Origin of the sequence: Aeromonas sp. QDB39 (assembly GCF_027707585.1) — a bacterium.
GTDB classification, from domain to species: domain Bacteria; phylum Pseudomonadota; class Gammaproteobacteria; order Enterobacterales; family Aeromonadaceae; genus Aeromonas; species Aeromonas hydrophila.
Map to the genome: position 1 here is coordinate 1 of NZ_JAPCIV010000045.1, position 13,302 is coordinate 13,302.

Sequence of the window (13,302 nt, forward strand, 5' to 3'; positions counted from 1 at the left end):
CTACACGCCGAAACAGCGTCTGGCACAGGCCGCATGACCTCTACTTTTGAATGCCCCTAAAAATGGGGGGATTACCGGCCGATTAATTGGTGAGGCAGAAGGTAAAGATAACAAAGCGATTAACATCACAAAGCTACGACAGTTAGCGCTAAATATCCATGAAGACTTAGAACGTGATGAAGTATCTAGCCCCGCAAAGGGGGTGCTATTTGGTAATGCGTATAGATTAAAGCCAATTTCAGATAGAGACCAACCATTTACTGATAAATGTCTATTATCATCAAAAACAAGCTCTACTGCGTTAGTACATACTCCAGATTTATTTAGAGTGGTTCATTATGTGAAGGAATCAAACGATGCAGCCTTTGCGGCTCAATGCAGAAAATTACTAGTTGAAACTGTTGGTTTAGTAGAGTTCCCATCGACACCTCGCATCGAGGATGAATCAATTAATATAGAAACCGCAAATTAACAAGCACTTCAAGAGGGGCTGGCAACACGCGCAGTGTCCAGCCCGTAGGTCCGATTAGCCGTGAGGCGTAATCGGACGTTCACGTAAATCAATTCTCCAGCTATAACAGTCCCCCGCATTCCGCCTCTGCCAGATGCCGCCGATTCACGGAAACTAGGGGATAGCGGCATCTCGATCGTCCGGTCACGCTTCTCCAATCGAAGCTGCATGGGGCGGTGATAAATATAAGAGCCGCCCGATGGGCGGCTCTTTGTATCAGTGATGGATGGCTGAATCGCCTTGTTACTGAATCGTCTTTTTAGTGAATCGTTATTGGGCCTTGGGCGCTTCCACCGCCGCGGCCGCCGGTTGGTCGTCTTCCTTGATCCAGGCATCCAGCAGGGTGTAGCCCACCGCCAGCACCACAGGGCCGATAAAGAGGCCGATGATCCCCATCGCCAGCAAGCCGCCGATAACCCCCACCAGGATGAGAATGAGCGGCAGGTCGGCGCCGCGCTTGATCAGGAAGGGTCGCAGGAAGTTGTCCATGGTGCCCGCCAGCAGCGACCAGACCAGCAGGAAGGTGCCCCAGGTGGTGTCACCGCTCCAGTAGAGGTAGCCGACACAGGCCAGCAGCACCGGGAAGGGGCCGATCTGGGCGACGATCAGCAGGAACATCACCACCACCAGGATCATGGTGTAGGGGATGCCGGCAATCAGCAGACCCAATCCCGCCACCGAGGATTGCACCAGTGCGGTCACGACGACCCCCATGGCCACGGCGCGGATCGCCTGTGAAGCGAGCACGGTGGCGTTGTCGCCACGCTCGCCGGCCAGCCGGTGGGCGAAACGGCGAATGCCGGTCGCCACCACTTCACCCGAGTGGTAGAGCAGGCCGCAGATGCCGACGGTCAACAGGAAGTGGACGAACAGCAGCCCCAGGTTGCCCGCCTGGGAGGCGAGCCAGCGGGCGGTCTGGCCAAAATAAGGGGCCAGCTTGGCAAACAGGACCTGGCCACCGCTCGCCAGAATTTGCTGCCAGAAGTCATAGAGCTTGCCGCCCACCAGCGGAACCTGCTGTAGCCAGAGCAGCTCGGGCGGCGGGGAGTGGCTGATGGTGGTGCCGAGTTCAATCAGCATGGGGGCCTTCTCCGCCACGTTGGCCAGCGCCATGAACAGCGGAATGACGAACATCAGCAGCAGTACCAGGGTCATGCTGAGGGCCGCCAGGGCGCGCTTGCCCCACAGCAGGCGCTGCACCATCAGCATCAGTGGCCAGGTAGCGATGGTGATCATGGTGGCCCACACCAGGGCGGGCAGGAAGGGGCGCAGCACCATGAAGCAGGAGACGATGAGGAGGCTGAGGAACAGTACTCCCAGGGTTATCTTGGCCAAATCCACTTTTTTCATATTCATAGCAATCCCTTGTCAGGGCCTGGGCCCTTGGGTAGCGGGTCATTATTCACGAGTGAGAGTATCCACCAGAGGCCGGCGCTCAACCAGAGCCCCAGGCAACAATAAAGCAGCCACTGGCCGAGCAGGATAAGCCAGGAGCTGGTCAGCCAGAGCGGCAGCACCCACCAGAGCGCCCCCAGCGGCAGGCCGCCGAGCAGCGCCAGCAGCGGGGTGCGCCAGCCAGTCTGCACCGTGCGCGGCAGCGGCAACATCATGCCGAGGGTCAGCCCCAGACTGAAGGTGGCCAGGCCCGCCAGCGCCGAGGATTGGCTCCACCCGGCGGCCAGCGCGCAGGCGAAGGTGAGCCCGGCCCAGCTCCACGGCTTGGCCGCCAGGTTGGCGAGGCGGGGATGCAGGGCCAGCAGCAATGCGCCAAGCAGCAGGCCGGCCGCCACATCCGACAGGAAGTGAACCCCGAGCCAGACCCGGGCCAGCCCGGTCAGGGCCGCCAGCAGCAGAGCCAGGGTGGTGCTGCGCCAGGGGTTGGCGGGCCAGCACCCTCTGAGCAATGCGCCCCAGAACAGCAGTGCCGAGGCGGCGTGGCCGCTCGGCATGCCGAAGCCCTGGGCGCTGCCTTGTGCCAGCGCGGGATCGAGGTGGAAGGGTCTGGGCCAGCCAATCCCCTCCTTGGCCAGCTGCACCAGCACGGTGAGGGTCAGCATGGCCAGCAGCAACTGGCGCACCCGGGGCCAGCCCAGCCAGGGCAGCAGCAAGGGTAGCAGGGCAAGCTGAAAGGCGGCTGAACCGAACAGGTTGCTGACTTCGAGCCAGCGCACCTGAGCACCGAGCCAGGTCTGCAGCTGGTGGATAAGCGGCACTTCCATTTGGTGCAGTGCATTGCCCTCGCCACGAAAATCGGGCTGCCACAGCACTGGGCTGTCGGGAATGGCGGCCAGTTGGGGTGCCAGCCAGTCGAGCTGCGCCGGAAAGCGGCGCTGATCATCCGGCAACCGGGCCGGAGCGATCAGCCTGGCATTGAGGATCTCGCCGCCCAGATTGGGGGCCTGCAGCAGGGAGACAAAGCCAGAACCGGTCTGTGCGCGAATGGGTTCCAGAGTCTGGCAAGCAAACAGCAAGGCGCGCTGCCATGAGCCCAGCTCGGCGATGACCCGACCCCGCAGGCCAGTCTCTTCGTACAGCTCCCGCAGCGCCGCCTGTTGCGGCGTCTCGCCCGCGTCTATGTAGCCGCCGGTCAGGCTGTAGCGGGACGAGACCCTGTCCTGTACCAGCAACAGCTGTTGTTGATGTTTGACGACGCAGACGGCTGCGCTTGGCGCGGCCAGGGCGGGCAATCCCGCCAACAGAAGACAGAACAGCAAAAAACAGTAGCGCGACATGACCGCCTGACGAGTGAGGGAGAATGGGCACAAGCGTCACAGAAATCAGATAGTTGGGCAATGGTTTCCGGTCTGGCTTCGCGACTTGGGGCGGCCTGACGAGGGGCCGGCTGGCTGCGCAAGGATTGCCGTGGGGAGAGGCAGTCCCTAGTATTGGCAGCTATGTTATTTTCATGCAGCAAACCTTGGGACCTTCCATGAAACAGTTTGGCTTTTTTCTGGGTATCGCCATCGGCGTCATCCTGATCCTGTTCGGCAGCATCGTCATCTTCCAGGCCCTGCCTGCCGCGCTGGACGTGCTGGAGATGCCGAGCCGCATCCCCTTCGTGCGCGAGGTTTACACCTGGCTGATGACCAGCGCCAGCGGTCTGACCGGCCAGTTGGAGCAGAACTTCCTGGAGGCGTTCCAGACCGTGCTCAAGCTGATCCTGCTCATCACCTTCATGTGGGTCTGCGTCAAGCTGGTCAACATGGGGGTCTTGATCATCCGTGCCGGGGTGGACCTCATCCGTACCGCCATCGAGCACAGCGAAAGTGCCCAGACCAAGAAGCCCGATCACGACCACCACTTCCAGTGAGCTGATCGCACCATGAAACAGGCCACCTTCGGGTGGCCTGTTTGCATCTTGGGTTTATTCGATCGTGGGCAGGTGATCCGCCGGTGGTGACTGGACCACATCCTGATAGCGGGCGATGAGGCGCTTGAAGGCCTCCCCCTGTCTGACCTTGTCGAGCGCCTGCTGCAGGCGGGCGACCTGCTGTTTGTCCGCCGCCGGGTTGAAGGCGAAGCAGTTGTCCTGATCCGCCAGGGTGGCGACGGTGACGAAGGTATCGGATGAAAAGCCGAGCTGCCTTGCCTGGTGGAACAGCATGACCTCGTTGCCGGCCACCAGATCGGTGCGGGCCATGATGAGCTGGCGCACCACCTGATCCATGCGTTCCACCGACATCAGGTTGGTGGGGCTGATGCCCCGGTTGAGCAGCAGCTGCTCCCCCACGTCCGCCTGCATGACCCCGATCTGCAGCTTGGTCAGATCGGCCTTGCCGGTCACCTTGGGGGCATCCCGCTTGCGCCCTACCAGCGAGACCCGCGAGTGGCTGATGGGGCAGACCCAGAGAAAGTGCGGATCCCGTGCCTGGGTGTGGGCTGTGGTGAACAGCACCGCATCCGGCTGCTGGGTCAGCAGATACCAGGCCTTGGCCCAGGGCATGAAGTGGATGGGCTGCTCCGGCTCGCCCATCTCCTGCCACATCAGCCTCAGCAGCTCCACCGCCAGGCCGGTGCTGTTGCCCTGCTCATCCTGGCCGTTGAACGGCATGTTCTGCTCGGAGTAATAGGTGAACGCCGAGGCGGGCAGGGCTGTGCCAAGACAGCAGCAGATCATCAGGCTGAGCAGACGCGACATGGCAGCACTCCTTGCAACAAATCGTCTTTCCAGTTTAGGGGGCTATGTCGAGAAGTTCATGATTTCCCGCGCCCGGTAGCGTGGGCGGTGAGGGGTTGTGGTGGGGAGCGAGGGGGTGGAAAACAGCCAGGCCATCTTGCGATGGCCTGGTGAGGGGCTTACTTGAGCAGGGCTTCCATCTCGGCTTCGGCAGCGGCGCGCGCGGCCTCGGCCTTGGCAGCCGCATCCGCCGCCGTTGTTGCGGTAGCGGTGGCGCTGCTGACCGCCTGCTTGGCGGGCTCGACCACGGCCTTGGTGGCCTGCTGCTGTACGGTGGCAGTGGCGCTGCTGACAGCCTGCTTGGCCGGCTCGGCCACGGCCTTGGTGGCCTGCTGCTGCACGGTGGCAGTGGCGCTGCTGACTGCCTGCTTGGCCGGTTCGGTCACGGCCTTGGTGGCCTGCTGCTGCACGGTGGCAGTGGCGCTGCTGGCCGCCTGCTTGGCCGGCTCGGCCACGGCCTTGGCAGCTTGTTGCTGCACGGTGGCGTTGCTGACTGCTTGCTTGGCCGGTTCGGTCACGGCCTTGGTGGCCTGCTGCTGCACGGTGGCAGTGGCGCTGCTGGCCGCCTTGCCGGCCTGTTGCTGGGCCGAGGTAGCGGCGCCGTTCACGACCTGCTTGGTGGTGTCAGCCATGGTCTTGCTGGCGCCCTGCTGCAGGGAGCCCAACACGCTGCCAAATACCGAGCTGGTGGTGGCGGCGCCGGTCAGGCTCTTGGTCGCCGAGCCAGTCAGACTGTTGGTGGCGCCGGTGAGCGCGCTGGTTGCCGGATTGCCCTGCGTCTGCCAGTTCTGCATCTCGGTTGGCCAGCTCGGGGCGCTGGCCGCCAGGTTCTCGCCAAAGACCTGGGGCGTACCGTCCCCCTTGAGCAGCATGACGGACATCTGGTTGGTCTGTGAGTTCCACACCATGCCGGCCTGCTTGGCGACGTCCGGCACGGGGGCGTAGCGGGAGACCACGTAGAACAGCGGCCCCTCCTGCTGCAGCTCGTTGGCGGTCTTGAGCAACTGCATGGTGCTGTCGTAATTGGGGCCGAGGATGCTGGTCATCCGGTCCTTGATCAGCGGCTGTTCAAACAGATTGGCTTCATTGGGATCGAAGCCGACCAGGGGTTTGAGCAGGGCCCACATCAGCTGGCTGGTGGGGCTCATCATCAACAGGGGGGCGACGCAGGCGGACAACATCAGGCTCAGGCAGGCCGCCTGGAGCAACGGCATGATACGCATTGGGATAATATCCAAATAACGATTTGATTAATAAGGTTATATTCGTCGAGAACCGACAAATCCACCGGGGTTTTCCTGCACCTGTTTTGACGGGTATGAGCAGGCGCTGGCAGGCTATCATATTGGCTTGGGAATGCCAGCGAGGGCGCTGCTTATTAATCAAGTTTGTGTCGTTTCCGGTCGCCTGAACCTTCTATCGAGTGAGGAGAGACATCATGTATCTGGGCAAGAGGGTAGGTGGCTGGCTGTGGCTGGCGCTGCTGGGCGGTGCGACCGGCACCGGCGTGGCGGCAGAGCCAAAGCGGGCGGAAGTGGGAGCCGAACTGGTGTTGCCGCTGGGCTCGCTGCCGGAGCGAGTCTGCTGGTATCAGGATCAGAAATATTCGCTGGGGGCCAGGATCCAGCAGGGCGACAGCTGGCTGGAGTGCGCCCCGCAAAACGAGCTGGAGAGCAACGGGCCACTGGCCTGGCGCGAGCCGCAAAGGGCGTCGGATGCGGCCGGCAAGGCGACGAAGAGCGGTACCATCAGCGTCGGTCAGTGAGGCTTTTCTTGATCCAGCTAAAGACATGGACGTGACCTCTATCGCATAATGCGGCTCTTTTCCTCTCTTGGCTGGAACCTAAGAAATGGCTCGTCGCTCTTCCAATGCACAACGTCGTCGCAGTAGCTGGTGGTACAAACGCCTGTTGGCAAGGGAGCGGGAAGAGCGCGAAGCGCGTTCCGTCCGGGATTGATACAGCAGTGAAAACAGAGCCTTGGGCTCTGTTTTTTATTCATCACCGCAGACGATCACTGTGACACTCTTCCTATGCACAGCATGGTTGCCGTAACGGGTGGCACAAACGCCTGTTGGCAAGGGAGCGGGAAGAGCGCGAGGGCGCTGCGTCCGGGACTGATGAAGCAGTGAAAACGGAGCCCTGGGCTCCGTTTTTCTATTTATCAAATACCGTCATGACGAGAACGGGGGCCAGCAGGCCCCCGTTTTGCTTTTGCAGATGTTGGCTGCCTGCGACTTAGCGCTGCAGGGCGGCCAGCGCCAGCTCGACCCGCTTGGCGTACTCGGGGTCGGCCTGCTCGAAGTGCTTGAGCTGGGCCGCGACGATGGCGTCATCCTCCACGTTGACGAGGGAACGCGCCAGGTTGGCGGCGAGGCGCGAGCGCTGCCCTTCGTCCATGATCCGGAACAGGTTGCCCGGCTGGCTGTAGTAGTCGCTGTCGTAGTCGCGAAAATCGTAGTGCAGGGCGGCCCCTTCCAGGCTCAGCGCCGGCTCGTGCTGCTCGCTCGGCTGCTGGGTGCCGAAGCGGTTCGGTTGGTAGTTGGGGCTGGCGCCGCCGTTGCTGTCGGCCCGCATGGCTCCGTCGCGGTGGGCACCGTGGTGGAACGGGCAGCGCGGGGCGTTGACCGGCAGCAGGCCGTGGTTGACGCCGAGGCGATAGCGCTGGGTGTCACCGTAGGAGAACAGCCGGCCCTGCAGCATGCGATCCGGCGAGAAGCCGATGCCGGGCACCACGTTGGCCGGGGTGAAGGCGGCCTGCTCCACGTGGGCGAAGTAGTTGTCCGGGTTCTGGTTGAGCTCCAGCACGCCGACCGGGATCAGCGGGTAGTCGCTGTGCGGCCACACCTTGGTGAGGTCGAACGGATGGATCTGGTAGGTCTGGGCCTCGGCCTCCGGCATCACCTGCACATAGACCTTCCAGCGCGGGAAGTCGCCCCGTTCGATGGCGTTGAACAGGTCGGCCTGACTGGTCTCCCGATCCTGACCGACGGCGGTGGCGGCCTCTTCATCGGTGTAGAAGCTGTGGCCCTGCTCGGTCTTGAAGTGGAACTTGACCCAGAAGCGCTCGTTGGCGTCGTTGATGAAGCTGAAGGTGTGGCTGCCGTAGCCGTTCATCTCGCGCAGGCTCTTGGGGATGCCGCGATCGCTGAACAGTATGGTGACCTGATGCAGGGACTCGGGATGGCGGGACCAGAAGTCCCAGGCGGCGGTGGCGCTGCGCAGGTTGGTGCGCGGATCCCGCTTCTGGGTGTGGATGAAGTCGGGGAATTTCAGCGGATCGCGAATGAAGAACACCGGGGTGTTGTTGCCCACCAGGTCCCAGTTGCCCTGCTCGGTGTAAAACTTGAGGGCGAAGCCGCGCACGTCGCGTTCTGCGTCGGCGGCGCCCTTCTCACCGGCCACGGTGGAGAAGCGCAGGAACACCGGGGTCTGCTTGCCGACGGCATTGAACAGGTCGGCCTTGCTGAAGGCGCTGATGTCATGGGTCACGGTAAAGGTGCCGTAGGCGCCCGAGCCTTTAGCGTGAACCACCCGCTCCGGGATCCGTTCCCGATCGAAGTGAGCCAACTTTTCCATCAACCAGATGTCTTGCATCAGCACCGGGCCGCGGGGGCCAGCGGTGAGACTGTTGTTGTTGTCGACAACGGGGGCGCCATTGGCACTGTGCAGGGTCTTGTCGTTCATGGTGCTTCTCCTTGTTGGTGAGCCTTGAGTCTATAACAAGGAAAAACCAGGGCACCAATGGGCCCTCCCTCGCCCTTTGATAGGCATCACAAATGGGTGGGGCTGGGGGGATGACCGGACCCTTCTGATGCTGCATGATGAGGTTTTCGAGAAGGAGCCTCAGATGCAGATCACCATTCGTCACGCCGAACCGGCCGATGCCCCCGCCTTGCGGGATCTCTATGCCATGCCCAACGCCCAGGCGGGCACCCTGCAACTGCCCTATCCAACCCTGGGCGTCTGGCAGAAGCGGCTGGAGAGCGGCAGCGTGGTGGCGCTGGTGGCCGAAGTCGACGGCCTGCTGGTGGGCCAGCTCTCGCTGCATATGGAGCCCAACCCCAGGCGCAAGCACGTGGCCTGTATCGGCATGGGGGTGCGGGACGACTGGGCCGGCAAGGGAGTGGGCTCCGCCCTGCTGGGGGCCGCGCTGGAGATGGCCGACAACTGGCTCAACCTGCAACGCGTCGAGCTCACCGTCTACACCGACAATCAGGGGGCACTGGCGCTCTATCGCAAGTTCGGTTTCGTCGAGGAGGGGCTGGCCCGTGGCTACGCCTTTCGTCAGGGGGAGTACGTGGATGCCCTCTACATGGCGAGGATCCGGCCATGATCGACTACCGCCGCCGGCTCATCCCGGTGCTGCGGGCGCTGGAGCAGGATCCGGATCTCTCCATCGAGGCGCTGGCGGAGCGGGCCTGCCTCTCCCTCTACCATTTTCACCGGGTGTTCACCGCCGTGGCGGGCGAGGCGCCGGGGGAGATGTGCCGGCGCTTGCGGATGCAGCGGGCCGCCTGGCAATTGCGCTACACCGATGCCAGCATCACCGCCATCGCACTGGGGGCGGGGCTAGGCAGCTCCCAGGCGTTTGCCAAGGCCTTTCGTCGCTACTATGGCTGCACACCGGGCGCGTTTCGCAGTGACAAGAGCAAGAATGGACACCTGGAGAGCAAGGATGGACACGCATGGGATGGCCCGTCCCCTTATGCTGAAGGCCACTCATCAGCAAGGAGCAACACCATGAAAACTGTCGAGATGGACGCCCGCACCCTGGCCTATATCCGGGTCACCGGTCCCTATGGCGAGGGTTATGATGCCGTCTGTGGCCGCCTGCACCAGTGGGCCGCTGCGCGCGGGCTGGAGGGCGGGGAGTGGATCTTCATCTACCACGACAACCCGGAGGTGACGCCGCCGGCCCAGTGCCGCACCGACATCGGCATCACTGTGCCGCCCCAGACCCGGGGTGAGGGCGAGGTAGAGACCCAGCTCATTCCGGCTGGCCGTTATGCCCAGTCCCGTTACCTCATCACCGACCGCAACCAGTACGGACCGCGCTGGCAGGAGCATGTGGGTGACATAGTGGCAGCCGGGCTGGAGTTTGGCAGCGGCCCCTGCTTCGAGCTCTACCACAGCGTGAGCAACGATCCCCTGCGCGACGACGTGAGCTTCTGCTCCAGCGTGCGCTAGGCGTGCGGCCATAAAACGAGGCGCCCTGGGCGCCTCGTTTTATTTGGGATGGAGACCGGTCGCTTGCGCTGTCGGCTGCGACCGTATCAGGGCTGGCTGGGCACCTTGTCCCGCCGGGATTTCCACCACCAACGCAGCCTGATCTGGGAGATCAGGCATATGGGCCAGCATCAGACGACAGGCCGAAGCTGGCCCACTCGGCTAGGGCTGGCTGGGCACCTTGTCCCGCCGAGACTTCCACCACCAGCGCAGCCGGATCTGGGAGATCAGCATACCTGCCAGCATCAGGGCGCAGCCCACCATGGCCCGCTCGTCGAGGGTTTCCCCCAGCAACAGCACGCCACCGATGGCGGCGAACACCGTCTCCAGGCTAAGGATGATGGCGGCATGAGCCGGATGGGCGCCGCGCTGCCCCACCACCTGCAGGGTGTAGCCCACCCCAACCGACACCAGGCCGGCATAGAGCAGGGCCTGCCAGCCGGCCACCGCGCCGCTCAGACTGGGGGTCTCGATAACCAGCGCCGTGCCCAGACTGAGCAGGCCGCACACCACGAACTGAACGCCGGCGAGGCGAATGGGAGCGACCCGGCTCGAGTAGTGATCCAGCACCAGCAGGTGTACGGCCCAGAACAGGGCACCCACCACCTGCAGCAGGTCGCCGTAGCCGATGGTGAAATCCTCGGTGACGCTGAGGTAGTAGAGCCCCGCCATGGCGATGAGGGCGCCAACCCAGGTGTTGGCCCCTGTCTTGTGGCGCAGGGCGAGCCCGATCACCGGCACCAGTATGATGTAGAGACCGGTAATGAAACCCGCCTTGGCTGCCGTGGTGTAGAGCAGCCCCACCTGTTGCAGCGAGGCGGCGCTGAACAGCACGGTACCGGCGATGAGGCCGCCGGTCAGCAGCAGACGCCGATCACCGGGCTGTGCGGTAGGTTGCCGGGACTTGAGCCACCACAGTAGCGGCAGCAGAGAGGCGGCCCCCAGCAGAAAGCGCAGGCCGTTGAAGGTGTAAGGCCCCATGTGGTCCATCCCGAGTCGCTGGGCCACGAAGCCCAGCCCCCAGATGGCGGCGGCCATCAATAACATCATGTTCGAACGCATAGATTCATCCCTGAAAGACGGACGGGCAGGGCCGTGCCGCAAAACTCCAGCCTCCAAGATAACCGTGCGCGGGGGGATTTGTCTTTAGCTGTCGATGAGGTTGGCAGTGTGAACGGTTATCCCACGGCCTTGCCACAGAGCGTGCGGCTCAACCGTTGGCGATGCCGGCCAGCAGGGGGATGAGGGCAAGCAGCAACAGATTGCCGCGCAGGATCCAGATCACCCAGAACTGCTGCTGGATGGAAACCATGGGGGCGCGCCCCTGGCGCAGGGAGCGGCGCCAGCGGTAGAAGAGACGGCTGGGATAGCCAAAGCTGATGGCCATCACGCAGAACAGCAGCAGCTTGGTGCGGTAGCCCGGATTGGCGAGCAGCACGGAGGGCTCGTCGGGGTGGGCGAGGACCTGCAACACCCCGGTGATGAAGATGAGCAGCAGGGCCAGCGCCGCCAGGCCGTCGGCCAGCAGCAGCTTGCGCACCTGCTCGATGGACATGCCGCGACGGAACAGAAAATATTCGGAGGTGATCGCTCCGGTCAGGGTGATCACGGCGCAGTAGTGCAGCGCCATCAACAGATCCGGGTTCAGCATCCTTGTCGATTACCTCTCGTTGAGCAGATGGTCAGCTTCCCTTTGGACGCCATCTCGCGCTGCTGATATTCTGACACTACGCGTTGTCTGGCAATAGCAGGAGTCAGGATTGGATAAACGAGCGGTCTCCAAAAAAACCTGGTCCCTGGTTGCCCGGATGCGTCTGGGCCTGCTTCTGCTGTTCATCCCGGTATTGATGCTGGGGGGTATCTACTACCTGCACATGGAGCGCAGCCTGCAAAACGAGTTGCAGCAGCGCCTGCTCGCCACCAATCACCAGCTGCGCCACGTCTTCATCGAACCCTATCTGCACGAGATGGAACGCCAGTTCACCCTCATCTACGATCAGGTGCAGGTGGCGGACATCAGCGGCCCCCGTCTGCACAACACCGAGACCTATCTGAAGGAGTGGCAGCTCTACAAGGGGGTCATGGCCGACCTGGTCTACATCTACATCGGTACCGCCGAACGCCAGATGCTGATCTACCCCGCCTGGCAGGCAGATGCCAACTTCGATCCCAGGGTTCGCCCCTGGTATCAGCTGGCCAGCCAGCACGTGGGCAAGATGGTCTGGACCGAGCCCTATTACGACTACACCAACGGCAACCTGGTGATCGCCTTGGCGCGGGCCCTGACCGACCGGGATGGCAAGGTGCGCGGGGTGTTTGCGATGGATGCCATCCTGGCCCCCTTTTCCGCCCAGCTGAATCGCCAGCTGGGAGACGGCTACCAGATGGTCGTCAACCAGTCCGGCAAGGTGCTGGCACATCCTGACACTGCTCAACTGCTCAAACCCATGGCCCATCCCGAGTGGCTCTCCCGCTTCAGTCAGGAGGACGGCATCTTTCTGGACAAGGCATCCAGCCAATTCGTGGCCTACAGCAAGCTGCCCGAGCGCAACTGGGTGCTGATCAGCGTGCAGCCGGCGGCCAGCGTGATGGCGGTGGTGGAGCGGGTCTCCCTCAACGTGCAGCTGATGGTGGCGCTGGCCTGCGTGCTCTACATGATGCTGGCGCTGGTCTGGTCCCGCTATTTTCGCCGCATGCTCGACGAGATCTCCAGCATGATCCGGGCGAGTCGGATGCAGCCCGATGACGTGCCGCAGGGGGGGATGCGCGAGCTCAGACACGTCTATGCCGAGCTGGCGGAGGTGAGCAAGGATTATCACGAGGCGCGCCAGCAGGCCAACCTCGACAAGCTGACCGGCCTCTACAACCGCCGTTTCTTCGACGAACGCGTCAATCGTCTGCTGTTCGAGCATCAGCCGTTCTGCCTGGCCATGGTGGATCTGGACGATTTCAAGCGGGTCAACGACACCTTCGGCCATCAGACCGGGGACGTGGTGCTCAAGCGGGTGTCCAAGCTGGGCATGCGACTGCTGGGGGATCACGGCTGGGTCTGTCGCTACGGTGGCGAGGAGCTGGTGGTGCTGCTGGTCAACCCGGACATCCACTTCTGCCAGATGCTGCTGGAGCAGTTCCGCAAGGGGGTGGAGTCACTGGACTGGCGCGAGCCCGAGCTCAGGATCACCTTCAGCGGCGGGCTGGTGGCCAGTCAGGCGGGGATGGATGGCAAGACGCTGCTGGAGATCGCCGATGCCGAGGTGTACCGGGCCAAACGCGACGGCAAGAACCGCATCTATCTGGGCAAGCCGGAGGCGAAGAGACAGGAGGATGCCCCCCCTGCCGACGATGCACTGCTGAGCAAGGAAGAGGCCTGAGGGCCTCTTCTTCAT

General features: G+C 62.9%; 13 protein-coding genes. 6 read left to right on the forward strand and 7 right to left on the reverse strand.

The genetic code is table 11. From position 1 onward, the window contains the following. The first annotated feature begins 46 nt into the window (after positions 1-46). Positions 47-472: a hypothetical protein gene (locus tag PG899_RS20625; RefSeq protein WP_270697607.1), complete on the forward strand. Its 426-nt coding sequence runs from the start codon at positions 47-49 to the stop codon at positions 470-472. A 309-nt stretch (positions 473-781) separates the two neighbouring features. Here the strand turns inward: PG899_RS20625 and ydiK are convergent, their stop codons facing one another. Both ydiK and PG899_RS20635 read right to left on the reverse strand, forming a co-directional pair. Beyond that, positions 782-1,867, reverse strand: a complete 1,086-nt coding sequence (ydiK, locus tag PG899_RS20630; protein WP_164927759.1) for an AI-2E family transporter YdiK — start codon at positions 1,865-1,867, stop codon at positions 782-784. Further along, complete coding sequence (locus tag PG899_RS20635; protein ID WP_077096467.1) at positions 1,864-3,243, reverse strand: bifunctional NUDIX hydrolase/phosphatase PAP2 family protein; 1,380 nt, start codon at positions 3,241-3,243, stop codon at positions 1,864-1,866. The genes ydiK and PG899_RS20635 overlap by 4 nt, the downstream gene beginning before the upstream one ends. Positions 3,244-3,440: 197 nt before the next feature. Between PG899_RS20635 and PG899_RS20640 the strand changes: the two genes are divergently transcribed. Beyond that, positions 3,441-3,821, forward strand: a complete 381-nt coding sequence (locus PG899_RS20640; RefSeq protein ID WP_179101439.1) for a hypothetical protein — start codon at positions 3,441-3,443, stop codon at positions 3,819-3,821. 54 nt (positions 3,822-3,875) lie between these two features. On the opposite strand, the gene PG899_RS20645 is transcribed toward PG899_RS20640, so the two are convergent. Together PG899_RS20645 and PG899_RS20650 are read right to left on the reverse strand one after the other, a co-directional pair. Continuing rightward, positions 3,876-4,649: a substrate-binding periplasmic protein gene (locus tag PG899_RS20645; RefSeq protein ID WP_077096469.1), complete on the reverse strand. Its 774-nt coding sequence runs from the start codon at positions 4,647-4,649 to the stop codon at positions 3,876-3,878. Between the two features lie 158 nt (positions 4,650-4,807). Then, positions 4,808-5,911: a hypothetical protein gene (locus PG899_RS20650; RefSeq protein ID WP_077096470.1), complete on the reverse strand. Its 1,104-nt coding sequence runs from the start codon at positions 5,909-5,911 to the stop codon at positions 4,808-4,810. A gap of 215 nt (positions 5,912-6,126) precedes the next feature. Between PG899_RS20650 and PG899_RS20655 the strand changes: the two genes are divergently transcribed. Beyond that, on the forward strand, positions 6,127-6,453 hold the full coding sequence (locus PG899_RS20655) for a YnjH family protein (RefSeq protein WP_043167897.1): 327 nt from the start codon (positions 6,127-6,129) through the stop codon (positions 6,451-6,453). Between the two features lie 472 nt (positions 6,454-6,925). On the opposite strand, the gene PG899_RS20660 is transcribed toward PG899_RS20655, so the two are convergent. Continuing rightward, on the reverse strand, positions 6,926-8,374 hold the full coding sequence (locus PG899_RS20660; protein WP_016352245.1) for a catalase: 1,449 nt from the start codon (positions 8,372-8,374) through the stop codon (positions 6,926-6,928). Between the two features lie 163 nt (positions 8,375-8,537). Between PG899_RS20660 and PG899_RS20665 the strand changes: the two genes are divergently transcribed. Beyond that, the gene (locus PG899_RS20665; protein WP_017410779.1) at positions 8,538-9,023 is read left to right on the forward strand and encodes a GNAT family N-acetyltransferase; all 486 of its coding nucleotides are present in this window, start codon (positions 8,538-8,540) and stop codon (positions 9,021-9,023) included. Then, entirely contained in the window at positions 9,020-9,877 is an 858-nt protein-coding gene (locus tag PG899_RS20670; protein ID WP_043126659.1) for an AraC family transcriptional regulator, read from the forward strand. Before PG899_RS20665 ends, PG899_RS20670 begins: the two co-directional genes overlap by 4 nt. A gap of 201 nt (positions 9,878-10,078) precedes the next feature. On the opposite strand, the gene PG899_RS20675 is transcribed toward PG899_RS20670, so the two are convergent. Together PG899_RS20675 and PG899_RS20680 are read right to left on the reverse strand one after the other, a co-directional pair. After that, a complete protein-coding gene (locus PG899_RS20675; protein WP_029302553.1) occupies positions 10,079-10,978 on the reverse strand; it encodes a DMT family transporter in 900 nt (299 codons plus the stop codon). 148 nt (positions 10,979-11,126) lie between these two features. Continuing rightward, the gene (locus PG899_RS20680; protein ID WP_011707672.1) at positions 11,127-11,567 is read right to left on the reverse strand and encodes a DUF2214 family protein; all 441 of its coding nucleotides are present in this window, start codon (positions 11,565-11,567) and stop codon (positions 11,127-11,129) included. A 109-nt stretch (positions 11,568-11,676) separates the two neighbouring features. On the opposite strand from PG899_RS20680, the gene PG899_RS20685 reads away from it, so the two are divergent. Further along, positions 11,677-13,287, forward strand: coding sequence for a sensor domain-containing diguanylate cyclase (locus PG899_RS20685; RefSeq protein ID WP_077096471.1), 1,611 nt, complete (start codon positions 11,677-11,679; stop codon positions 13,285-13,287). The last annotated feature ends 15 nt before the right edge of the window (positions 13,288-13,302 follow it).